Here is a 21,888-nt window from a genome sequence, read left to right on the forward strand (position 1 = left end):
TCTACTTGCGCCCCCGCGTGCATCGGTTTACCGACACGCAACTTTGTCAAAGGATGAGACCGCAATGCGGATGACCGACACGTTTATCAAACCGATGCATCCCGAGGGCCGCAAGTTCGTCGCGATCTTCGCCGCCATCACGCTTGTGCTGTTTGCCATCGAAGATGTTCTGGGCTGGATCGGTGTCGGCCTGACAGTGTGGTGCTACTACTTCTTTCGTGATCCCGAACGGGTCACACCGGATGCACCGGGCTTGGTAATCAGCCCGGCTGACGGGATTGTGTCGCTGATCGAACCTGCGGTTCCGCCGCGCGAGCTTGGCTTGCCAGAGGCGCCCTTGACCCGTGTGAGCGTGTTCATGTCGGTGTTCAACTGTCACGTGAACCGCGCGCCGGTGGCCGGGAAGATCGAGAAGATTGCCTATAAACCCGGAAAGTTCCTAAACGCCTCGCTGGACAAGGCAAGCGAGGACAACGAGCGCAATTCGCTGGTGATCCGGATGGAGGATGACCGCATTCTCACCGTGACGCAGATCGCGGGCCTTGTGGCGCGGCGCATCGTCAGTTTCACACAGGAAGGCGCCGTTCTCGACCGGGGTGAGCGGTTTGGCCTGATCCGGTTCGGATCGCGGCTGGATATCTATCTGCCCGACGGTGTCGCGCCGTCGGTGAAGATCGGCCAGACAATGATCGCCGGGGAAACGATCATCGCGGATCTGACCAAATGAGCAAGGAAAGCGGCGATAAGCTGACGCTGGTCCAGCTGTTGCCCAACATGCTGACCATCACGGCGATTGTGGCCGGGTTGACGGCGATCCGGTTCGGGTTGCAGGGCAATTATGAACTGGCGGTGCAGCTGATCCTGCTGGCCGCCATTCTGGATGGGCTGGACGGGCGGTTGGCCCGTGCGCTGGGCAGTGACAGCAAGATGGGCGCAGAGCTTGATTCGCTGGCCGATTTTCTGAATTTCGGCGTGGCCCCGGGTATGCTGCTTTATGTCTGGGCGCTGGATGACACGCGGCAGTTGGGGTGGCTGGCGGTGCTGGTCTATGCCGTTTGCGCCGTGACACGTCTGGCCCGGTTCAACGTGGCCCGAAAGGCCGAAAATGGCTCGGCCGAAAACGCGTATTTCATGGGCATCCCGTCCCCCGCAGGGGCGATTCTGGTCATGTTGCCGATGTACGCGTCCTTTGCCTTTGACAGCGAACAGATCCTGCCGGACGTGCTTCTGTCGATCTATATCGCGGTGATCGGGTTCCTGATGATCGGACGCTTCCCGGTGTGGTCCTTCAAAACCACGCGCATCAGCCAGCGGCGGGTCAAGGTGTTCCTTGTCGCCTTTGCCGCCGTGGGGGCCGCGATTGCGATTTATACCTGGGTGGCGCTGGTGGTGCTGAGCCTGATCTACATCTCGGCCGTGATCTGGATGTTGCCCAGCTCGCGCCGGGCATTGGCCAAGGACCGGGAAACCTAAAATTTCAGCGTCAAACCGACGTTCAGCGCGTTGGTCTTGATGTCGGTCTCAAGTGAGCCGCCATCCGGCAGATCGACGCTGTTGCTGGAATAGGTGAACTGGTATTCGCCGAACACCGCAAACCGGTCGTTCAGGTCATAGGACACACCCGCCGTCAGACGGGCCGCCGGGCCGGTGAGTTGAAACTCATAGGTTTCCGTGCCGGTTGTCGTGTCGACATCCACATGCGGGATCGCCACGCCCAGACCGCCGCCGACATAGGGCGTCATCGCGCCCTGCGCCCACAGGCCGGGCCAGCGTTGATAGGCATTCACGGTCAGGATGTTCAGCCCATCGGTAAATTCCAGGTCGGAAAACCCGATCGCTTCTTTTTCGCTATCCGGCGCGTAGACTTTGGCATGGGTGAATTCGAGCCCGAAGCCCAGGCGTTCGTTTTTCCACCAAGTCCCACGCACACCGTAATAGGGCGGCATTTCGAACGACCGGCCTTCCCAGCCGATCAGCGCGTCGATATCCGCGCCGGTGCCCGGGTAATCGCCATAGACACGGCTGTGCGGCGACGTCTGCCAACCAGAATAAATCGACAGCTCCATCTCGGCGAAAGCGGGTGTGGCCACACCGCCAAGTGCCAGAATACCTGAGAGAATCGTTTTCTTCATCATTTTGTCGTCCAGTCGACCGTGCAGATGCAGCATAACCGCGTTGTTAGCGCTGTGTCTTCCATTTTGCCGCGACACTTCGGCGCTTATTCCTAACGTAGTCCGTCCAAAGGTGGACGGCTAGGGGGTAGCCCGCTAAATAGCGCCTCGGAGCGCTGCGACTTGCTGCAGCCTAACCCAGAATTGTGGTCTTATTTGGCCGATGAACGGAGATAACCTCGTGTCCAACGCAGAACATCACGAAGGCACTCGAAGAGACTTCCTCTACTACGCAACCGCCGGTGCAGGAACCGTTGCAACTGGTGCCGCTGTTTGGCCTCTGGTCAACCAGATGAACCCGTCTGCTGACGTTCTGGCGTTGTCCTCAATCCGAGTGGACGTGTCAGGCGTGTCAGAAGGCACTCAAATTACCGTGAAGTGGCTCGGCAAGCCGGTCTTTATCCGCCGCCGAACCCAGGAAGAGATCGACGATGCGCGGTCAGTTGAACTGTCTGACCTGATCGATCCGATTGCACAGAACGAAAACATCGACGGGTCTGCAGACGCGACCGACGAAAACCGTACGCTGGACGAAGCTGGCGAATGGCTGGTGATGATGGGTGTCTGCACCCACCTTGGCTGTGTGCCACTGGGCGACGGCGCAGGCGACTACAATGGTTGGTTCTGCCCATGCCACGGGTCGCACTATGACACCTCTGGCCGTATCCGCCGGGGCCCGGCACCGACGAACCTCCCGGTCCCGCCCGCCGAATTTGTCGACGAAACAACGATCCTGCTGGGATAAGGAGACTTTTGAATGTCTGGAATTCCACACGACCATTATGAGCCACAGTCGAAAGGCGAGCGTTGGATTCACTCCCGCCTTCCGATTGTCGGCTTGATGTACGACACCATCATGATCCCCACACCCAAGAACCTGAACTGGATGTGGATCTGGGGCATCGTGCTGACTTTCTGTCTTGCCCTGCAAATCATCACCGGCATCGTTCTGGCGATGCATTACACGCCGCATATTGATCTGGCCTTTGCCAGCATCGAACACATCATGCGCAACGTGAACGGTGGTGCGATGCTGCGCTATCTGCACATGAACGGCGCGTCGCTGTTCTTTGTGGCTGTGTACCTGCACATCTTCCGCGGTCTCTACTACGGGTCCTACAAGGCCCCGCGCGAGATCACGTGGATCATCGGTATGCTGATCTACCTGCTGATGATGGGCACCGCGTTCATGGGCTACGTTCTGCCATGGGGACAGATGTCCTTCTGGGGCGCGACCGTGATCACCGGCCTGTTTGGCGCGATCCCGTTCATCGGTGAAAGCATCCAGACATGGCTGCTGGGCGGACCTGCCGTGGACAACGCCACGCTGAACCGCTTCTTCTCGCTGCACTACCTGCTGCCATTTGTAATTGCCGGTCTGGTGATCGTGCACATCTGGGCCTTCCACACCACGGGCAACAACAACCCGACCGGTGTTGAAGTGCGCCGCACCTCGAAAGCAGATGCCGAGAAAGACACCCTGCCGTTCTGGCCCTACTTCGTGATCAAGGATCTGTTCGCCCTGGCGGTGATCCTCGCGGTGTTCTTTGCGGTTGTCGGCTTCATGCCGAACTACCTCGGCCACCCGGATAACTACATCGAAGCCAACCCGCTGGTGACACCTGCACATATCGTGCCGGAATGGTACTTCCTGCCATTCTACGCGATCCTGCGTGCGTTCGACACCGAAGTGTGGCTGGTGATCGCGGTCAACTTCCTGACCGGCGGCATCATCGACGCGAAGTTCTTCGGCGTGATCGCGATGTTTGGTGCGATCGTTGTGATGGCACTGGCACCGTGGCTGGACACCTCGTCCGTGCGCTCCGGCCGCTACCGTCCGATGTTCAAGATGTGGTTCTGGGTCTTTGTGGTGAACTTCGTGGTTCTCACATGGGTCGGCGCGATGCCAGCTGAAGGCATCTACCCCTACATCGCCCTGATCGGGTCCACCTACTGGTTCGCCTACTTCCTCGTGATCCTGCCGCTGCTGGGTGTGCTTGAAAAGCCGCTGCCGCAGCCCGAGACCATCGAAGAAGACTTCAAGGCGCACTATGGCAAGTCCTCGTCCACAGATGGCGCTCCTGCAGCGACCCCGGCCGAGTAAGAAAGGACAAGCGACCAATGCTTAAGAAACTTGCCCTCGCGGCCACACTGGCCCTGACCCCCATCTCCGGTGCGTTTGCCGCCGGAGCTGCCGGAGAGGTCACAAACTTCGAATTCTCGTTCGAAGGCCCCTTCGGCACCTATGATCAGGCGCAGTTGCAACGTGGCCTTCAGATCTACACGCAGGTCTGTTCCGCGTGTCACGGTCTGAAATACGTGCCCCTGCGCACCCTGCATGATGAAGGTGGCGTTGGGATGCCGGAAGATCAGGTTCGTGCCTATGCCGCACAGACCTTCGAAGTCTTCGATCCCGAGCTGGATGATTTCCGTCCGGCGCGTCCGTCGGATCACTTCCCGGCCAATGATGCGGTTGGCGCCCCTGACCTGAGCATGATGGCCAAAGCCCGTGCGGGCTTCCACGGACCATACGGTCTGGGCATCAACCAGTTCTTCAAAGGCATGGGTGGACCCGAGTACATCGCTTCGCTTCTGGCGGGATACACTGGCGAAGAGAAAGAAGAAGCCGGTGCGATCCTCTACGAGAACAAGGCGTTCCCGGGTGGATGGATCTCGATGGCCCCGGTGTTCTACGGCGATGACGTTGAATTCGCTGACGGCACAGAAGCCACAATCGAGCAACAGTCCAAGGACGTGGCCGCGTTCCTGATGTGGGCGGCAGAACCCAAGATGATGGCGCGCAAACAGGCCGGTTTTGCCGGTGTGTTGTTCCTGACCGTCTTGTCGGTACTGCTGTATCTGACCAACAAGCGCATCTGGGCGCCGGTCAAGGCCCGCGCCAAAGAGTAACGTGGGTCCGCACCCGACCAAACACAAAGCCCCGCTGTCCGCAGCGGGGCTTTTTCGTTGCCACACTCGAAGCCCTTTCGAAAGGGCTTGCCCACGCAACGCACGCCGCATTTGCCAAGGCTTTACAGGTGCGCGGGCACTGTCGCCGCACAAAAGCTTTTGAGCGGGAAGGGTCACTCCCATGCCGCGATCTGACATCACTTTGCCCGTGGCGCACATGCGCTGACTGACAAAGGCCGACGTTGAAAGTCGCAGGGGGCAGCCCCTGTCACAATTGCAAAGCATGTCCACCCTCGGGGCGGCGCCGCTTCACCAATGACCAGACATCACACCCTGCCGGGACACACCCCGCGCGGGGCGTTGGTGCTAGGACCCCAGATAGGCGCGTAGCCCCGTTGGCGGGTTGTCCAGCAACGGACCAGTCTCGGTTGGAGGCCACGCCTTGCCCTGCTCGACCACGACAATCTGGGGCGCAAACCGCCGCGCCTCGGCCGGATCGTGGGTGACCAGCAGCACCGTCATGCCTGATGCGTTTGCGATCTCCATGACCAGGTCCAGCATTTCGGTCTTGAGCGCCGGCCCCAGGGCCGAAAACGGCTCATCCAGCAAAAGCACGGGCCGGTCCTGCACCAGCACCCGCGCCAGAGCCGCGCGGCTTTGCTGCCCCCCCGACATGTCCGACATCCGGCGCGGGGCAAATCCTGCAAGGCCCACCCGCGCAAGCACATCGTCAATCCGCGCGCGCTCCTCTGCCGACACCCGCCCCGTGCGCGGGTTCAGAGCAAGGGCGAGGTTTTCCCCAATCGTCAGATGCGGGAAGAGGTTCGTATCCTGAAACAGGATGCTGATGGGCCGTTTGGCCGGTGGCTGTGCCGTCAGGTCGTGGTCATGCCACCTCACCCGCCCCTGGGTTGGCGCGCGAAATCCGGCAATCACATCCAGCAGCGTCGATTTACCCGATCCGGACGCCCCGATGATCGCCGTCCGGCTGCCGGCGTGCAGACGTAGGTCAGCAGCAAGCGTAAAGTCACCCGCCTGCACATGGATATGATCAAGATGCAGAGCCAACGCGCCCTCCCCTGTCAAGCGCCCAGAAGAGGCCAAGGCTGAGGATCAGCAAAAGCAATGCCGCCCCTGCCGCCTGCTCCATCCGGTACGCACCCATCAATTGAAACACTTTCAGCGGCAAGGTGGCGCGGTCCGGATCCGCAAAGAGCGCGATCACCCCCAGATCACCCATCGACAACGCCGCCGTCAGCCCGGCGGCAAACCCAAGCGGGCGCTTGAGACGCGGCAGAAACACCCAGCGCAGCCACGCCCAGCCCGACAGACCCAGCGCGGCCCGCAAGCGGGTGTAATCGGCGCGGATCGCCTCAGCCTCGGGGCGCAGGATCCGCAGAACGAACGGCAGGCTGACAAAGGCATTGACCGTCGCGGTGACGTAGAGCGCCAAGTCAAACGGATTGGCAAAGGGCCGCACAATCAGGAACAACCCGATGCCCAGCACCAGTGGTGACAGCGCGATCCCCGCAAGCCCCAGCCATTCGCCCCAACGCGTCGCCAGCGGCAGCGCCCAAAGCAGGCACAGGAGCGTTGATCCCAGCGCCACGGTGATCGAATGGCCCGCCGCCTGCCAGACAGACGCGCCCAGCGTCGGGATGCCTGCCAGCCCGCTCAGCGCCACCATCGCAAGCGGTGTCAGCAGAAATGCAGCGGCAAGGCTGATCCACATCGTATCGAGCCCCTTCGACAACGCGCCCTGCCCGTCCCAGCGCGGCACCACGCGGTCCAATCCGCGGGCAGCAACGGGCACCGATGTGATCTTCAGCGCGATCAGACCAGCGGTCAGCGCAAGGCCAAGCTGCACCAGCCCAAGCGCCGCCGCGCGGGCGAGGTCAAAATCGAACCGCATGGATTGGTAAATCGCCAGTTCCAGCGTCGTCGCGCGCGGGCCACCCCCCAGCGTCAGAGCCACGGCAAAGGACGACAGGCAGATCACAAAGATCACCGCAAACGCACCGGGCACGATCCGCATCAGCATCGGCGCTTCGATGCTTGACCAGACCGCGCGCGGCCCAAGACCGAGCGTGGCGGCCAGCCGAAACTGCTCGGCCGGAACCGCCAGCCAGCCTTGCAGGATGAGCCGCGTTGCCAGCGGCAGGTTGAAAAACACATGGGCAATCAGAACGCCGTGCAACCCGTAGATCTGCATCTCGGGCAGCCCGAGCGGCGCAAGGGCGCGGTTCAGCAGCCCGGTCTGGCCGAAGACAGCAATCAACCCCAGCACCGCGACGATCACCGGCAGGATAAAGGGTGCGCCGAGAAGCGCCACCAACACCCCCCGACCGGGAAATTGCCGGCGCGCCAGGGCGCGGGCCAGCGGAATGGCAAACAGCACGCTAAGCGCAGCCGACAGGGTCGCCTGCACCAAGGTGAACCGCAACGCCTGCCCATCGGCCGGGGTGAACCCGGAAAACGCCTCCGCGCGCAGGATCACCGCCGTGACCGGGCCGATCACCAGACCGGCCACGGTCAGTGCCGCGATTATTGCGAAAGCGCGCGTCGCCATTCCTCAACCGTTTCATCGCGCAGGGCCGCGGCGTCATCTTCAGAGTAGAACAGGACCTTTTCCGGCAGGTTCAGTTCCTTGAACCCATCCGGCCATTTGTCGGCCTCCAGCTTGGCCGGGAACGACCAGTTGCCGGTTGCGATCATTGCTTGAAACTCCTCCGAAAGTTGAAACTCCAGAAACTGATCCGCCAGTTCCGGCACGTCGGTGCCCGCGACCTTGGCCGACAGTTCCACCATGAAGTAATGCCCTTCCGGGAAGATCGCCGCCTTCTTGGTGCGGTCCTCCTCGGCGATGATGTGATAGGCGGGGGATGTCGTGTAGCTCAGCACCATGTCCGCTTCCCCATCGGTGAAGAGACCATAGCTTTCCGACCAGCCCTTGGTCACGGTCAGTATCTTGGGGGCCAGCTTTTCCCACGCCGCCTCGGCCTCGTCGCCATAGACCGCCTTGACCCAGAGCACCAAGGCCAAGCCAGAGATCGACGAGCGCGGGTCCTGAATGACCACCTTTAGATCATCGGATGCATTCAGCAGCGCGTCAAAGCTGTCCGGTACATCCGAAATCCGCTCTTCGTTATAGATGAACGCGGTGTGGCCATAGTTGAACGGCAGGAACACCTCGTCTGTCCACTCAACGGGCAGCGTCAGCGACGACGTGTCCTGCCCATGCGGCGCAAACAGCCCGCTTTCGCGTGCCTTCTTGGTCACATCCGTGTTCAGGCCAAAGACGATATCCGCATCGGTCCGGTCGCCTTCCAGCAGGATACGCGGCAACAGATCGCCCGGCTTGAACTGCAAATCGCAATCGCACTGCGCCTCGAACATCTCTTCGATCCTGGGGCCAGGACCCCATTCGGACACGATGTAATCGCCCGCATAGACGGTCAGAACGGGCTTGTCGTCCGCCACCACCATGGTGGTCGACGCAAGAAGTCCCGCAGCAAATGAAAGGGCCTTTTTCATGGCTCACTCCTGTTTTGCGACGAGAGGGCAAGACAGGAACGCATCCATGACCTTCCCTCCGCCAGTGTTAACTGGTTCAGGTTCAACGGGTTCGCAAATGCATCTCAGCCAGTGATGGCACCCCGAGGTACGTTTGGACGTAGCGTCTTGCGCGCTGTCCTTCAACCCCAAACGCATCGTCCTTCCTCTTGCCGGAAATACCTCAGGGGGTTTGGGGGACGGGTCCCCCAACCTGTCGGATTGGCGCAGCCAATTCGAAACATCTTGAGGCCAAACGCCCGCTGGCCTAGGACACGTCAGAGCCAAGGAGCCTGTGTTATGAGCCTCAACAGTTTCGGACATCTTTTCCGCGTCACGACCTGGGGCGAAAGCCACGGGCCCGCCCTGGGTGCGACGGTGGACGGGTGCCCTCCGGGTGTGCCGATTGATGAGGCCATGATCCAGCACTGGCTGGACCGGCGCAAACCGGGGCAAAACAAATACACCACGCAGCGGCGCGAACCGGACGCCGTGAAGATCCTGTCAGGCGTGTTTGAAGGTCAGACAACCGGAACGCCGGTGCAGCTGATGATCGAAAACACTGACCAGCGGTCGAAAGACTATTCCGACATCATGGAAAAGTTCCGCCCCGGTCATGCCGACATCACCTACTGGCAAAAATACGGCATCCGCGACTATCGCGGCGGGGGTCGGTCCTCGGCGCGCGAAACGGCGGCGCGGGTGGCGGCGGGCGGTTTGGCGCGCGCGGCAATCACAAAGATGGTGCCGGGGGTCCAGATCACCGGCTACATGGTGCAGATGGGTCCGCATGGGATCGACCGCGACCGGTTTGACTGGGACGAGATCGAAAACAACCCGTTCTGGGTGCCGGATGCGCAGGCGGCACGCGACTGGGCCGACTATCTCGACGGGCTGCGCAAATCCGGCGAAAGCGTTGGCGCGATCATCGAAGTGGTGGCGCGGGGGGTGCCCGCAGGGCTGGGCGCGCCGGTCTATGGCAAGATCGACACCGATCTCGCGGCGGCGATGATGAGCATCAATGCGGTCAAAGGTGTCGAGATCGGCGAAGGCATGGCGTCGGCGGAATTGACCGGCACGGCAAATGCTGACGAAATCTTCATGGGGCCGAACGGGCCGGACTACAGTTCCAACCACGCGGGCGGCGTTCTGGGCGGTATTTCGACCGGTCAGGACATCGTCGTGCGCTTTGCGGTCAAACCCACATCGTCGATCCTGTCGACGCGTCGGACAATCACCAAGTCGGGGGAGGAAACCGAGATCATCACCAAGGGCCGCCATGATCCCTGCGTGGGCATTCGCGCGGTGCCGGTGGGCGAAGCGATGATGGCCTGCGTAATCCTGGATCACCTGCTGCTGCACCGCGGTCAGGTCGGTGAGAACCGGGGCAGGATCGGGTAGAAGGCTCTTCGAAGAGCCTTCAAAACGCTCTTTCGAAAGAGCGTAAAAAGCGTTTTCGAAAACGCTTACGACGTGGCCGCCGACAGCGCCGTGTCCATCAGGGCCTTGATCTGATCCTGACCGGTCTGCGCCACGATGCGACCAAGCTCCCGGTCGCCTTTCAACACCACCAGTGTGGACCGGCGCGGGATCTGCAGAGACTTGGCCAGATCAGATTTGCCGTAACTGTCCCAATCCACATCGATAAACGTCACCTGTTGGGCATAGGCCGGATTGGCGTCTTTCAGCGCGCGGATCGTGCGGCCCTGTGACCGGCAGGTTGAACACCAGCTTGCGGTGAAATCCAGAAACACGGTTTCACCTTTGGCCAAACGCTCTTTCACAAGACCGGGCGTGTAGTCGAGAATATCGGCAGAGGCCGCCAGCGGCAAGGTCGCGGCAGCAGCAGTCAGGGTGAGGAAGGTACGACGGTCCATGGGTGTGGGTCCTTTCAGATCAGAAGCGTACGGAGAGGTCGATCAGCCAAAGCGGCATGATGTCGAGAAGCCAGATTTCGATCGCGTGGTTCCAGCGCAACAGCAGCCCAAGCCCCACCAGAAGGAACGCCACACCAAGCACCGGACGGCTGGCCTGTGCGATCTGGCGCAGGCGGGCGGTGTTGCGGCCCATCGCGCCGCGCGCGCCATAGGCCAGACCGAGGATGATGCTGGAGACGCCCAGCGCGAACGCCGTCATGATCAGTGTGACCTGCCCCAGGTTCTGTCCCTGGCTGGCCAGGGCAATCGCGCCGCCCAGCGTTGGGCCGATGCACGGGCTCCAGACAGCGCCCAAGAGCGCGCCGCCGGCGAATTGGCCACGCAGGCTATGCTGGTCGAGGTCATCAATCCCGGCGTCGGCACGGGCCGACAGCCCGGATGTGGCGGCTGTCATCAAGGCGGCACCTCTGGGCACCAGCAGCAACAGGCCGAACGCGATCATCATCCACGCGCCGATCATGGCGAGCGTATCGACCGTGAGTCCGATCAGATGGCCAAACGCGGTCACCCCGACGCCCAGCACAACAAAGGACAGGCTCATCCCGGCGGCGAGCGCCAGAGGCCCACGCCGATCCGCCTGCACGGCCGAGGCCAGAACAATCGGCAGAACCGGGATCACGCACGGGTTGATCAGGGTCAGAAGGCCCGCGAGATAGGCAAACACAAATTCCATGATCCGAGGCGTAGACCAAGGCAGGTCCACCTGTCACCTGACGCGCGCTCACTTCCCCGTGGCGTTTGTTTCAGTTTGCGCCTCTTGCCGGGACACTTGCACCGCAAGAATGCCCGCCGCGATGATCAACACCCCGATGATATCTGTCAGACCAAGGCTTTCCGACAGGATCAGCGCGGCGATCGCGACACCCAGAAACGGGTTGAGGAAATGGAAAGTCGCGGCTTTGACCGCGCCGATGCGGTTGACCAGCCAGAACCAGACCAGCGTTGCAGCAAGGCCCGGCACAAGCGTTGTGTAGGCAAAGGCCGCGACCAGTTTGACCGACAGTGTCACCTCAGGCACGTCCAGCAACAGCCCCGCAGGCCAGAGCGCCGCGCTGCCGATCAGCATTTGCAGCCCGACCACCATCATGAAATTGCCGCCCGAACTGGCATTCTTGAGCGCCAGCGTCGCAATCGTCAGCGACACAACCCCCATCACACACAGCCCGACCCCAAACAGATCCGCCCCGCTGCCAAGACGCGCGCCCATGATGAGCACCACGCCAAGGAAGCCCGCGATCAACCCAAGCACGCCAAGCGGCGAAATCCGTTGACCGGCAAAGGCCCATCCCGCCACGGCCACCAGAAGGGGCATTGTCGAGGCAATGATCGCGGCCAATGACGCTTCGATGCTTTGCATGCCAACGAAATTCAGCCCCAGATACAGCGCGTTCTGGCACACGCCGAACAGGATCGTGGCCCGCCATTGCGCCGGTGTCAGCCGCCATGATTGCCCCATCCAACGGGCAATCAGCACCGCCAGCGCCCCCGAGATCAGAAACCGAAGCGCAAGCGCCATCAGCGGCGGCGCGTCCGCCACGATGATGCGGGCAGAGGTGAACGCGGATGACCACATGACGGCAAAAACCAGCCCGGCAAGGATTGCGCGTATGTCCACTTGTGGTCCTCCGGGTGGTTACCGGACGGTGATATCCACAGATATCGCAGGGGGAAAGCCAAGATCGTCGCCGCGATTTCTCTGGATCGGTTGGTCACAACGGGTACTATTCGGGATCATTTTAGAATTGCGGAGAATTTCAATGACCAACCCGCTTCAGTTTTCAGTTGAGTATGGCAAGGCAAATCCCAAGGCGCGCCCCTCTGCCGGACAGCCTTTGCGCATCCTGTTGATCAGCGATCTTGGCGACAGCTCTGCGTCGCGATCCACCCATAGCCTTGAGACCCGCCCGATCCGAAATGTCGATATCGACAGTTTTGACAGCTATCTGGGCTCTGAAGCCCCGTCGATAGATCTGGATGCCGGAACGCTGCAGATGCGCGACATCGAGGAATTTCACCCCGATCAGATCTGCCAGTCCCTGCCGGTCTTTCAAACGCTCAGGGATCTGAAATACCGCTTGCGCGACCCGTCCAGTTTTGACGCCGCGACACAAGACGTGCAGGCCATGCTGCACGCGACAGACACATCCGACGAGACACCAAGCGCACCGGAAGCAGACACGGACACGTTTTCTCGCCTGCTGGGCACATCGACCGGATCCCCGGCAGAGCAACCGTCAAGCCCGTCGCGTTCCGGGTTTCTGAACAGCCTGCTGCACGACGCCGTGGCCGCCCATATCACCGCCGACACCGACCCGAAGGCAGAACAATATGTTGACGCCGTCGATGCCGCGGCCGCCGCACATCTGCGTGCCGTGCTGCATGACCCGGGGTTTCAAGCGCTTGAAGCGGCATGGCGCGGACTGCACCTGTTGGTGTCCAACATGGACTCGGACGAAGACGTCGCTCTGCATGTGTTGAACGCGTCTCAGGCAGAGCTGCTGGATGCCCTGGGATCCTCGGACGACCCGGTTGAAACGTCGGTCTTGCACAAACGACTGGTGGCAGAGCGCGCCGACGCCCCGTTCACCTTGATCGTTCTGGACAGCCTGTTTACCCCTAGCGCAGAGGACGTCCGTCTGCTTGCCAGCCTTGGTGCGTTTGCCGGGCGCACCGGCGGCGCGGTGTTGTCGTCTGTGGCACCGGACATGCTTGGCGCCGCGTCCTGGGGGTCGATTGCAACCGCGTCTGACACCGCGATCCAGCCGAATGACGGCTGGGAGGTCCTGCGCCAAACCCCGATGGCGGGCCATATCGTGGCAACGGCACCGCGGTTCATGATGCGCACACCGTACGGACGCAAGCTTGACCCGATTGACGCCTTCCCGTTCGAGGAGATCACCGATCCGGCCAGCGATCAGGCCCCGTTTCTTTGGGGCGGCGCATCGTTGCTGACATGCTGTCTGATCGCGCAATCCTTCCAACAAGAAGGCTGGTCCGCGCGATTGAACGCCAACCTGACCTTTGACGACCTGCCCTTCGTGCCGTTTGACGCGGGCGGCGAACAACAGATGAAACCCGGCGCCGAGACGACACTGCCGGACCGGGCGGCCACCGTGGTTCAGGCCCAAGGCATTGTTCCGCTGCTGGCCAGTCGCAACCAGAACGCCGTGCGCCTTCCCTGGCTGCAAACCATCGCAACCACCAACGCCGGTGCTCAGATCGGCCCGTTCAGCACGTAACGCGCCGTCATAACATAGCCTGTGCCGCACGAAAAAACCCCGCCGAAGAACGGCGGGGCAAGTCGTGTGCCGCGGATTAGCCGCAGGCACCGGCGGTGTTCGAATAAGTCTGTCAGGTCATCTCGGACCGGATCTGTTGGCGCAGCACGTCGATGGGCACGGTTTTGCCATCGCGTTTGAAACACCAATAGGTCCAGCCATTGCAGCTTGGCGCGCCTTCAAGATGGGCACCGACCTGATGGATGGATCCCTTGATGTCATTGCCAATCAGCGTGCCGTCGGCGCGCACCTTGGCCTTGTGGCGCTTGTTCATGGAATACAGCTCTTCGCCCGGGCGCAGCATGCCCCGTTCGACCAACTGGCCAAAGGGCACACGCGGCTCTGCGCGTTTGCTGGCCGTCACTTCAAGCGCCGATTTGTCCAGACGACGCACAGCCGCGATCCGCTTGGCGGCCACCTCGCGATACTTGGCTTCGCGTTCGATCCCGATCCAGTCGCGCCCCAGCATCTTGGCCACCGCCCCGGTGGTGCCGGTCCCGAAGAACGGATCCAGCACGATGTCGCCAGGTTTGGTTGCCCCGACAAGCACCCGGTGCAACAGCGCCTGCGGTTTCTGCGTCGGATGCGCCTTGTCCCCCGCCGCATCCTTGAGCCGCTCGCCGCCGTTGCAGATGGGCAAAACCCAATCCGACCGCATCTGGATGCCTTCGTTCAACGCCTTGAGCGCTTCGTAATTGAAGGTGTACTTGGCCCCTTCGGACTTGGACGCCCAGATCATGGTTTCATGCGCGTTGGTGAACCGCTTGCCCCGGAAGTTCGGCATCGGGTTGGATTTGCGCCACACGACGTCGTTCAGGATCCAATATCCCGCGTCCTGCAGCGCCGTGCCGACGCGGAAGATATTGTGATACGACCCGATCACCCAGATCGCCCCATCCGGTTTGAGCAACCGACGCGCCGCCTTGAGCCAGGCGCGGGTGAAGTCATCATAGACTTTGAAACTTGAAAACTGATCCCAGTCATCGTCCACAGCATCGACACGCGAATTGTCAGGGCGATGCAGATCGCCTTTCAGCTGAAGGTTGTACGGAGGGTCCGCGAAAATCAGATCAACCGATCCGGCGGGAAGCCGGTTCATCACGTCGATACAATCGCCGTCCAGAATCGTGTTGATCGGCAGCGCATCTGCGCTGTTCGGCTTGGTCATCTTTGTCATTCTCTGCCTATCGTCCCGGCGCTGTTTTGCGCTCTGTGGTTGATACAAAAGATGAGTCAAAGCCGATTCGCGGTCAAATTCTTTTTTGAATCAATCGCTTACGATTTTTTCTTGTCACAACATCTTGTGGACGGGCTTGAACGAACGTCTATGGTGTGGGGTCACCCCGAGATTTTGAAGGGCTTCTTTGTGACACTTGGTCGGGTAGCCCTGATTGGTTTCCCAGCCATAGCCGGGGCACTGTTGCGCCAAATCCCACATGATCGCATCACGCCTTGTTTTGGCCACAATTGAGGCCGCCGCAATACTCAGCGACAGCGTGTCTCCCTTGATGATCGGCGTCGCCGGAAGCGTCAGGTCACGCGGGATCATGTTGCCATCAATCAGCACATGATCGGGTGCGTGCGGCAGCGCCGCGATCGCACGGCACATGGCCAGGTGGCTGGCCCGCAGGATATTGATGGCGTCAATCTCGGCGACGCTGGCCTCGCCCACGCCAATCTCCGCCTGCTGCACGATCAGCTTGAGCAACGCATCGCGCTTCTTGCGGCTCAATTGCTTGGAATCCTGGATGCCCTCGGGAACCAGCTCTGGCGTCAGGACAACCGCCGCCGCCACCACCGGCCCCGCCAAAGGCCCCCGCCCCGCTTCGTCAACCCCTGCAATCCGCGCCGCACCACGGGCCCACAACGCATCTTCAAAACGGAAATCCGGCATCATGATCCGCAGATTGCCGATCCCGCCCGGATTGACAAGCGCGACGTCCCACCGCCCCACGCCCGAGGCGGCCTCACGGCACCTGATGCATTTCTGCGATTTCCCGCAAAATCGCTCTGGACACGCCCCAAACCCTCACATAGAACGCCGCCACCCGAACCCGCGTGGTTCACCCGTGCCCGGGTAGCTCAGGGGTAGAGCAGTGGATTGAAAATCCTCGTGTCGGTGGTTCGATTCCGCCCCCGGGCACCATTTTTACCGAATCAGATCAGCGAGTTACCCGCATTTCCAGTTGCAAGACTGACACCCGTGTTTGTTGTGGGTGCATATAGGGTTCCAATTTATGCGGTAAAGAGTTGGTTTCTGGTCGGGGTTCGAGGCAGAAACGGCTCAAATCGGACACTGATCACGAGAACTGAATGCCGCGTCTGCAGCCCATTTAGCGGACATTAACGACTACCGTTGTCCGCAATCGCACGCTGACGCTTCATTGCATTGAAGCTGGACCGCGAATTTTGAACAGCTACAACGGATTTCCGCGACCACCTCTACTCTCGCAATGGCAGAGGGAGCCCCGGGGCTGGTCAGAGGTATTGTGCATATCGGCATCAAAGTCGATGCTGCAATGATGGCCACCGACATCGAGTTCTCATACGGCACCCTGACCGCCGCAGCGCGACGGCATATTCGGGTGTTTCAGATACATCAGTTCCTTGACCGTTTTGCGATGGGTCTGACCGTCGCTGTTGTTGCCTTGGCCTTGACGGACCGGGGCATGGACCTTTTCCAGATCTCGCTTCTCTTCGGGGTCTATTCACTTACCACGATGGCGATGGAGCTACCGTTTGGGGGTCTTGCCGACAGCATTGGCCGCAAGCCGGTGTTCTTGACGGCGGTGGTCGCCAGCGTGATCTCTCTCGTGCTTTTCCTGTCGACCAGCGATTTCAATGTTCTGGCGTTGTCCTTTGCCTTCATCGGCTTTGGACGCGCGCTTCGGTCCGGGACGCTGGATGCGTGGTTTGTCGAGACGTTCAAGGCCGCGGCACCCGATGTGGATGTACAGCCCGCGCTGGCCAAGGCGCAATGGGCCAATGCTGTCGGGTTGGCCTTGGGTGCGGTCTTGGGGGGCCTTTTGCCTGATGTTCTGGGCGGGGTCGCGACACGCCTCGGGTTCAGCATCTATGACGTGTCCTACGTGGCAAGCTTTGGCGTGATGCTGGGCGTGTTTGTGTTCACGATGGTGGCCATTTTTGAAAAACCGCGCCCGATGAACGTCCCTGCTCTGAGGCACGGCTTTGCGCGTGTTCCAACGGTGATCAAGGACGCGAGCCTTTTGGCCCTGCGACATCCCACCCTGTCGATCCTTCTGGCGGCGTTGGCGTTCTTTCTGATGGCAACCAACCCGGTCGAGGTGATCTGGCCCACTCACGCGAAACCCATGCTGGACGACGGCTATGCAAACACCGTCATCGGTATCGTCACTGCGACCTATTTCTTCTCCATCGCGTTTGGCGCATTTCTGTCGCCGCATATCAGCCGGGTTTTCAAGCGGCGGCACGCCCTGACGCTGGCGGCGGCGTTTGCGTGCCTGGCCGGTGTTCAGATCGCATTGGCGTGGCAAACCGAGATCATCGGCTTTGTGACGGTCTTCATTGTGTATTCCGTGATCCTCGGCGTCTCGGAAACACCTGCCAGCAGCATTCTGCACCGCTGTGTCGACGACCGTCAGCGGTCGACCATGCTCTCGCTCAGGTCGCTGATACAGCAATTGGGCGGCGCATTGGGTCTGGTGTTGGTCGGAGCCGTCGCTGAGGTCTATTCCACCCCAGTCGCATGGAGCGTCGGCGCCGTGTTTCTGGTCGTTGCAGCGATACTGATCTTGGTGTTGGTCAAACGACTGGCGGTAGACGCCGAATAGTTGGCATTCACGCGCGGTGCGGCATCGATCATCTCGGGCGCTCTGGTGACATCGGGGGCGGCGCATCATCGTCAGTTAAGATGGACGCGTCACCTTCTGACTGTCGAAGTGAGAGGGCGTGGTGGATCGAAGGATCAAGCATGGAAACACCAAGGGTGGCCCATTCAGATCACTGCCCCACTCGCTTCCATGCCGTTGCGCCGCTCAGGGCACGAGCATTTCAAGATACGCAATGGAGCGAAACTACCTTAGAGCGTGCGCAGAAAAGCATCACACTTCAATAGTTTGCAAATTTTCCAATGCGGCCTTCAACGCGGTGCTCCACTGTGAAGTTGTTTGCGTGTAAGCCTCGTCAGTTTCTTCGATCCGACGTTGACGATCGGCGTGGAGGGAATCGTTTTCGTAGATGTGAAGGTCCAGAGGCAGCCCCACGGAGAGGTTGGACTTGATCGTTGAATCGAATGAGACGAACAGCAATCGCACAGCATTGGCGAAACTCATCGCGGGATCATAGGCGCGCACGAGGATCGGTTTGCCGTATTTCGCTTCGCCGATCTGAAAGAACGGCGAGTCTTCTGTGATCTCGATGAAATTCCCTTCCGGATAGACCAGAAAGATGGTCGACCGGCCGCCCTTGATCTGGCCGCCGACGATGACCGAAGCGCTGAACGGATCGTTGGCGCTTGGCCCGGTGGGGCTGGAATAGGCGATGACCTCTTTCAGGGTCGCTCCGACGAGACGCGCGATCTGGAACATGCTGGTCTGGCTCAGAATGCTGGGATCCCGATCTTCGACAGCCTTGGAGCGCTCGTCCAGAAGGGCCACAACCGCTTGGGTGGTGGCAAGGTTGCCTGCGGTCATCAACGTGATCGACCGTTCCCCCGGCACGGCCCAAGTGAACATCTTGCGCGCGGACGAAAAGTTATCGACGCCCGCATTGGTGCGGGTGTCCGACATGAACACCAACCCGTCATTCAGGCGCATCGCGACGCAATATGTCATGGGGTACCTTTGAAGCTTTCCGATTGGCCGGATTTACTGCTGCACCTGCAAAGATACAATCATTGCTTCGCGACTGGAGCCCATTCTTAACCCGGAGATTGGCGCGGCATCCTGTGCGTCGCGGCCAACGGCGATGCGCAGGTATTTCTCATCAGGCGACACCCCGTTCGAAACGTCGAATCCAACCCATCCAAGATCGTCCAAATGCGCTTCGGCCCATGCGTGGCTGGCGTCCTGATCAACGCGGTCGGGCATATAAAGATACCCCGAAACATATCGCGCAGGCAGCCCGGCCTTGCGGGCGGCGGCGATGAAGATATTTGCGTGATCCTGACAAACGCCCTGGCCGATGGCGATGGCTTCTTCCGCCGTCGTTGCCGTGTCCGTTTTCCCCGTTTGGTAGGGCACACGGTCCAGAATAGCCGCCGACAGGGCATGCAACCCGTCCAGAGGTTGATCAGACTTGGCAACAACTGTCGCCAGCTCTGAAATGCCGTCTTCGGGGCGCGTCGTGTCTGTCGGTTGCTGGAACAGCCAAAGCGGCGCATGTCCGTAAACCTTGCCCAGAATGCCTGCGGCATCATGGGTCGTCGCGGTGCCTTCTGCGGTCAGTGTCATCCTCTGCGTGCCGGGCTCGGCACTGACCAGATCGACCCGATTGCCGAAATGGTCGGTATAGCTGGCTTCGATCTTGCCGCCCTCGACACGCAATGCCCAATTTCCCACGCTCTGCAACGGACTGTCCAACGGACAGAGTCGCACCTTTTGCAGCGCATAATCGACCGGGGCATCGTAGTCGTATCGGGTGGTATGCGCGATGTTTAACAGCATCTAGGAAATAAACCTGTAATCTTGTTCGATCTGCGTTCCAATCCGCGCTGTGTCGTCCAGAATCGATCTAAGGAATTCGTGCAGCCCCTCGTCGAAGATCGAGCCGATGTCGCGCCCCTTCAGGCGCTTCTGCAAGGTTTCGGCCAGTTGCAGACTTTCCGTCTGCATGTCGTAATCCTCGGCCAGATACGTCAGGTTCTCGACCAGTGTCGCGGCGCAAAAGGCCAGTGATCGCGGCATGCGACGGTCAAGGATGAGAAAACGGGCGATATTGGGGGCGTTGTACTCATCATCACTGGCCCAGCGAAACGACCGATGTGCCGAAACCGAACGCAAGATCGTTTCCCATTGTACGTTGTCCATGCGGCTGCCCACGAAGGATGGCGAGGGAAGCAATGCAAAGTACTTCACGTCGATGATCCTTGCGGTGCTGTCCATACGTTCGATGAAGGTCCCAAGGCGGCAGAAGTCATAGATGTCGTTTCTCAGCATCGTGCCGTGCAAGGCGCCGCGCACCAGAGCCGACTGTTGGCGGATCGCGGCCAAAACTTCGGGCAGATGGGTCTCGGGGATCGGATGCTTCAACCGCTCCGCCAGAAGCATCCAGGTTTCGTTCACCGCCGACCAGACTTCGGTCGTCAGGGCCGTGCGCACCAGTCTGGCATTATCACGCGCCGCCTTGATGACCGAATAGACCGAACCCGGGTTCTCGGTGTCCCGCAGCAGAAAATCTGTCACCCGCGCGCTGTCATAGCCGTCGTATTTAGCCTCGTAAGCCTGCTGGGTCGCCGAAGTCACGATCACCGATTTCCATTCAGACGCCGGATCGCTGGATCGGGTCAGGGCAATGCGAAACCCGGCCTCGATCAGGCGCGCTGTATTCTCGGCCCGCTCCAAGTAGCGGAACATCCAGTACAGACCACCTGCGGTTTTTCCCAACATGTCAGTCTTCCAATACCCAGGTGTCTTTGGTGCCGCCGCCTTGAGACGAATTCACCACCAGGCTACCTTCGCTAAGCGCGACCCGTGTCAGACCTCCCGGCACGATGTTGACCTCGCCCGGAGCAACAAGCGCGAACGGACGCAAGTCGACGTGCCGAGGGGCCAACCCTGCCTCGGTGAAAATTGGCACCGTCGACAGGGAAAGCGTTGGCTGAGCGATATAATTGGCGGGATTGGCCTTCAGCTTCTTGGCAAATTCCGCGCATTCCTCCTTTGACGCGGCGGGTCCCACCAACATGCCGTAACCACCCGAACCATGCACTTCCTTGACGACCAGATCTGACAGGTTGTCGAGCACATATTGAAGGGTGTCCGCTTCGGCACAGCGAAACGTTTCGACGTTCTTCAGAATCGCTTTCTCACCTGTGTAGAACTCGACGATATCGGGCATGTAACTGTAAATCGCCTTGTCATCGGCAACCCCGGTCCCCGGCGCGTTGGTGATCGTGATATTGCCCGCGCGATAGACGTCCATGATCCCGGGCACACCCAACATGGAGTTCGGGTTGAAGGTCAGCGGATCAAGGAAGTCGTCATCAACCCGACGATAGAGCACGTCGATGACCTTGTACCCCTTCGTCGTGCGCATCGCGATATGACCGTCGACAACACGCAGGTCATGCCCCTCGACCAGTTCGACGCCCATCTGGTCGGCAAGATAGCTATGTTCGTAATAGGCCGAGTTATGGATGCCGGGGGTCAGCACCGCCACGCAGGGCCGCCCGTTGCAACCCGCAGGCGCGGTGGCTTCCAGCGAAAGACGCAGGTTCTTGGGATAGTCGCTGACCCGCTGAACCCTGATTTTGCTGAACAACTCAGGAAACATCTGCAGCATGGTCTCGCGGTTTTCCAGCATGTAGCTGACGCCAGAAGGTGTCCGTGCGTTGTCTTCCAGAACATAGAAGTCATTTTCGCCAGTGCGCACGATGTCCGTGCCCACGATATGGGTATAGACGCCGCCCGGCGGCGTGAAGCCAATCATCTGAGGCAGAAAGGCATCGTTTTCGGCCACCAGCTTTACAGGTACAACGCCCGCACGGAGGATTTCCTGCCGGTTGTAGATGTCATGCAGGAACGCGTTGATGGCGCGGACGCGCTGTTCGATCCCTCGCGCCAGCTTGGTCCATTCCGCATTTGACAGAATGCGCGGCACGAGATCGAAGGGGATCAATCGTTCTTCGGCATCCGCCTGGCCATAGACATTGAAGGTGATGCCGGAGCGCCGAAAGAAGGCCTCGGCCTCGTCCGCCTTTTTGCTAAGCCGTGCATTCTCCTGCCCAGCAAACCATTTTTCATAGGCTTGGTATGGTGCGCGAAGGCTACCGTTCCCCAGCATTTCATCGAAATGCGATCCACTCATAGGGCCACGATAGCTGCGTGCGATGGAATTGCA

The 21,888-nt window shown here is 60.4% G+C and carries 21 protein-coding genes, 1 tRNA gene and 1 riboswitch; of the genes, 9 read left to right on the forward strand and 13 right to left on the reverse strand.

All coding sequences use genetic code 11. The features are described from left to right. The first annotated feature begins 43 nt into the window (after positions 1-43). Together MWU54_RS08360 and pssA are read left to right on the forward strand one after the other, a co-directional pair. Positions 44-727: a phosphatidylserine decarboxylase gene (locus MWU54_RS08360; RefSeq protein WP_281496007.1), complete on the forward strand. Its 684-nt coding sequence runs from the start codon at positions 44-46 to the stop codon at positions 725-727. Beyond that, positions 724-1,473: a CDP-diacylglycerol--serine O-phosphatidyltransferase gene (gene pssA / locus MWU54_RS08365; protein WP_247082109.1), complete on the forward strand. Its 750-nt coding sequence runs from the start codon at positions 724-726 to the stop codon at positions 1,471-1,473. Before MWU54_RS08360 ends, pssA begins: the two co-directional genes overlap by 4 nt. Here the strand turns inward: pssA and MWU54_RS08370 are convergent. Then, entirely contained in the window at positions 1,470-2,132 is a 663-nt protein-coding gene (locus MWU54_RS08370) for an outer membrane beta-barrel protein (RefSeq protein WP_247082222.1), read from the reverse strand. The two genes, pssA and MWU54_RS08370, sit on opposite strands and share 4 nt — an antisense overlap. A gap of 220 nt (positions 2,133-2,352) precedes the next feature. Here MWU54_RS08370 and petA point away from each other — a divergent pair, with 220 nt between their 5' ends. The 3 genes from petA to MWU54_RS08385 are packed head-to-tail and all read left to right on the forward strand — an operon-like array spanning position 2,353 to position 5,081. Continuing rightward, positions 2,353-2,916 (forward strand): ubiquinol-cytochrome c reductase iron-sulfur subunit, encoded by a 564-nt coding sequence (gene petA / locus MWU54_RS08375; protein ID WP_247082110.1) that lies wholly within the window; start codon positions 2,353-2,355, stop codon positions 2,914-2,916. Between the two features lie 12 nt (positions 2,917-2,928). After that, positions 2,929-4,275: a cytochrome b gene (gene petB, locus MWU54_RS08380; RefSeq protein ID WP_247082111.1), complete on the forward strand. Its 1,347-nt coding sequence runs from the start codon at positions 2,929-2,931 to the stop codon at positions 4,273-4,275. A 17-nt stretch (positions 4,276-4,292) separates the two neighbouring features. Further along, positions 4,293-5,081 (forward strand): cytochrome c1, encoded by a 789-nt coding sequence (locus MWU54_RS08385; RefSeq protein ID WP_247082112.1) that lies wholly within the window; start codon positions 4,293-4,295, stop codon positions 5,079-5,081. 366 nt (positions 5,082-5,447) lie between these two features. Here MWU54_RS08385 and MWU54_RS08390 read toward each other — a convergent pair whose 3' ends face one another. The 3 genes from MWU54_RS08390 to MWU54_RS08400 are packed head-to-tail and all read right to left on the reverse strand — an operon-like array spanning position 5,448 to position 8,615. Continuing rightward, positions 5,448-6,149, reverse strand: a complete 702-nt coding sequence (locus MWU54_RS08390; RefSeq protein ID WP_247082113.1) for an ATP-binding cassette domain-containing protein — start codon at positions 6,147-6,149, stop codon at positions 5,448-5,450. Then, positions 6,133-7,650, reverse strand: a complete 1,518-nt coding sequence (locus MWU54_RS08395; protein WP_247082114.1) for a thiamine/thiamine pyrophosphate ABC transporter permease ThiP — start codon at positions 7,648-7,650, stop codon at positions 6,133-6,135. Before MWU54_RS08395 ends, MWU54_RS08390 begins: the two co-directional genes overlap by 17 nt. Beyond that, positions 7,626-8,615: a thiamine ABC transporter substrate binding subunit gene (locus tag MWU54_RS08400; protein ID WP_247082116.1), complete on the reverse strand. Its 990-nt coding sequence runs from the start codon at positions 8,613-8,615 to the stop codon at positions 7,626-7,628. The genes MWU54_RS08395 and MWU54_RS08400 overlap by 25 nt, the downstream gene beginning before the upstream one ends. Before the next feature lie 36 nt (positions 8,616-8,651). Continuing rightward, a riboswitch (TPP riboswitch) is annotated at positions 8,652-8,750 on the reverse strand. Between the two features lie 183 nt (positions 8,751-8,933). Here MWU54_RS08400 and aroC point away from each other — a divergent pair. After that, entirely contained in the window at positions 8,934-10,034 is a 1,101-nt protein-coding gene (gene aroC / locus MWU54_RS08405) for a chorismate synthase (RefSeq protein ID WP_247082118.1), read from the forward strand. 65 nt (positions 10,035-10,099) lie between these two features. Here the strand turns inward: aroC and MWU54_RS08410 are convergent, their stop codons facing one another. Genes MWU54_RS08410 through MWU54_RS08420 form a run of 3 tightly spaced genes read right to left on the reverse strand, consistent with a single transcriptional unit; the run spans position 10,100 to position 12,185 of the window. Beyond that, complete coding sequence (locus MWU54_RS08410) at positions 10,100-10,510, reverse strand: thioredoxin family protein (protein ID WP_247082120.1); 411 nt, start codon at positions 10,508-10,510, stop codon at positions 10,100-10,102. 19 nt (positions 10,511-10,529) lie between these two features. Then, on the reverse strand, positions 10,530-11,243 hold the full coding sequence (locus MWU54_RS08415; protein WP_247082122.1) for a cytochrome c biogenesis CcdA family protein: 714 nt from the start codon (positions 11,241-11,243) through the stop codon (positions 10,530-10,532). A 48-nt stretch (positions 11,244-11,291) separates the two neighbouring features. After that, the gene (locus MWU54_RS08420) at positions 11,292-12,185 is read right to left on the reverse strand and encodes a DMT family transporter (protein WP_247082124.1); all 894 of its coding nucleotides are present in this window, start codon (positions 12,183-12,185) and stop codon (positions 11,292-11,294) included. A gap of 142 nt (positions 12,186-12,327) precedes the next feature. Here MWU54_RS08420 and MWU54_RS08425 point away from each other — a divergent pair, with 142 nt between their 5' ends. Further along, entirely contained in the window at positions 12,328-13,809 is a 1,482-nt protein-coding gene (locus tag MWU54_RS08425) for a type VI secretion system contractile sheath large subunit (protein ID WP_247082126.1), read from the forward strand. Positions 13,810-13,921: 112 nt separating this feature from the next. Here MWU54_RS08425 and MWU54_RS08430 read toward each other — a convergent pair whose 3' ends face one another. Beyond that, complete coding sequence (locus tag MWU54_RS08430) at positions 13,922-15,016, reverse strand: site-specific DNA-methyltransferase (protein WP_247082128.1); 1,095 nt, start codon at positions 15,014-15,016, stop codon at positions 13,922-13,924. Between the two features lie 123 nt (positions 15,017-15,139). Continuing rightward, on the reverse strand, positions 15,140-15,745 hold the full coding sequence (locus MWU54_RS08435; protein WP_247082224.1) for a ribonuclease HII: 606 nt from the start codon (positions 15,743-15,745) through the stop codon (positions 15,140-15,142). Positions 15,746-15,919: 174 nt separating this feature from the next. Between MWU54_RS08435 and MWU54_RS08440 the strand changes: the two genes are divergently transcribed. Both MWU54_RS08440 and MWU54_RS08445 read left to right on the forward strand, forming a co-directional pair. After that, a tRNA-Phe gene (locus MWU54_RS08440) sits at positions 15,920-15,994 on the forward strand. Positions 15,995-16,370: 376 nt separating this feature from the next. Further along, positions 16,371-17,660: an MFS transporter gene (locus MWU54_RS08445; RefSeq protein WP_348647632.1), complete on the forward strand. Its 1,290-nt coding sequence runs from the start codon at positions 16,371-16,373 to the stop codon at positions 17,658-17,660. A 270-nt stretch (positions 17,661-17,930) separates the two neighbouring features. On the opposite strand, the gene MWU54_RS08450 is transcribed toward MWU54_RS08445, so the two are convergent. From MWU54_RS08450 to MWU54_RS08465, 4 genes are read right to left on the reverse strand one after another with little or no spacing between them, the layout of a single operon-like run. Next, the gene (locus tag MWU54_RS08450) at positions 17,931-18,662 is read right to left on the reverse strand and encodes a peptidase (RefSeq protein ID WP_247082132.1); all 732 of its coding nucleotides are present in this window, start codon (positions 18,660-18,662) and stop codon (positions 17,931-17,933) included. A 33-nt stretch (positions 18,663-18,695) separates the two neighbouring features. Then, on the reverse strand, positions 18,696-19,493 hold the full coding sequence (locus MWU54_RS08455; RefSeq protein ID WP_247082134.1) for a transglutaminase family protein: 798 nt from the start codon (positions 19,491-19,493) through the stop codon (positions 18,696-18,698). Next, a complete protein-coding gene (locus MWU54_RS08460; RefSeq protein WP_247082136.1) occupies positions 19,494-20,435 on the reverse strand; it encodes an alpha-E domain-containing protein in 942 nt (313 codons plus the stop codon). 1 nt (position 20,436) lies between these two features. Continuing rightward, positions 20,437-21,855, reverse strand: a complete 1,419-nt coding sequence (locus MWU54_RS08465) for a circularly permuted type 2 ATP-grasp protein (RefSeq protein WP_247082138.1) — start codon at positions 21,853-21,855, stop codon at positions 20,437-20,439. Positions 21,856-21,888: the final 33 nt, after the last annotated feature.

The organism is Marivita sp. S6314 (genome assembly GCF_023015985.1).
Lineage (GTDB): Bacteria > Pseudomonadota > Alphaproteobacteria > Rhodobacterales > Rhodobacteraceae > Marivita.

What these genes read in the sequence shown, in the direction of transcription:
- pssA (WP_247082109.1), top strand. Translation starts at nt 724, where the DNA reads ATGAGCAAGGAAAGCGGCGATAAGCTGACGCTGGTCCAGCTGTTGCCC.
- MWU54_RS08370 (WP_247082222.1), bottom strand. Translation starts at nt 2,132, where the DNA reads ATGAAGAAAACGATTCTCTCAGGTATTCTGGCACTTGGCGGTGTGGCC.
- petB (WP_247082111.1), top strand. Translation starts at nt 2,929, where the DNA reads ATGTCTGGAATTCCACACGACCATTATGAGCCACAGTCGAAAGGCGAG.
- MWU54_RS08385 (WP_247082112.1), top strand. Translation starts at nt 4,293, where the DNA reads ATGCTTAAGAAACTTGCCCTCGCGGCCACACTGGCCCTGACCCCCATC.
- MWU54_RS08395 (WP_247082114.1), bottom strand. Translation starts at nt 7,650, where the DNA reads ATGGCGACGCGCGCTTTCGCAATAATCGCGGCACTGACCGTGGCCGGT.
- MWU54_RS08400 (WP_247082116.1), bottom strand. Translation starts at nt 8,615, where the DNA reads ATGAAAAAGGCCCTTTCATTTGCTGCGGGACTTCTTGCGTCGACCACC.
- aroC (WP_247082118.1), top strand. Translation starts at nt 8,934, where the DNA reads ATGAGCCTCAACAGTTTCGGACATCTTTTCCGCGTCACGACCTGGGGC.
- MWU54_RS08410 (WP_247082120.1), bottom strand. Translation starts at nt 10,510, where the DNA reads ATGGACCGTCGTACCTTCCTCACCCTGACTGCTGCTGCCGCGACCTTG.
- MWU54_RS08415 (WP_247082122.1), bottom strand. Translation starts at nt 11,243, where the DNA reads ATGGAATTTGTGTTTGCCTATCTCGCGGGCCTTCTGACCCTGATCAAC.
- MWU54_RS08425 (WP_247082126.1), top strand. Translation starts at nt 12,328, where the DNA reads ATGACCAACCCGCTTCAGTTTTCAGTTGAGTATGGCAAGGCAAATCCC.
- MWU54_RS08430 (WP_247082128.1), bottom strand. Translation starts at nt 15,016, where the DNA reads ATGACCAAGCCGAACAGCGCAGATGCGCTGCCGATCAACACGATTCTG.
- MWU54_RS08435 (WP_247082224.1), bottom strand. Translation starts at nt 15,745, where the DNA reads ATGATGCCGGATTTCCGTTTTGAAGATGCGTTGTGGGCCCGTGGTGCG.
- MWU54_RS08445 (WP_348647632.1), top strand. Translation starts at nt 16,371, where the DNA reads ATGGCCACCGACATCGAGTTCTCATACGGCACCCTGACCGCCGCAGCG.
- MWU54_RS08450 (WP_247082132.1), bottom strand. Translation starts at nt 18,662, where the DNA reads ATGACATATTGCGTCGCGATGCGCCTGAATGACGGGTTGGTGTTCATG.
- MWU54_RS08455 (WP_247082134.1), bottom strand. Translation starts at nt 19,493, where the DNA reads ATGCTGTTAAACATCGCGCATACCACCCGATACGACTACGATGCCCCG.
- MWU54_RS08460 (WP_247082136.1), bottom strand. Translation starts at nt 20,435, where the DNA reads ATGTTGGGAAAAACCGCAGGTGGTCTGTACTGGATGTTCCGCTACTTG.
- MWU54_RS08465 (WP_247082138.1), bottom strand. Translation starts at nt 21,855, where the DNA reads ATGAGTGGATCGCATTTCGATGAAATGCTGGGGAACGGTAGCCTTCGC.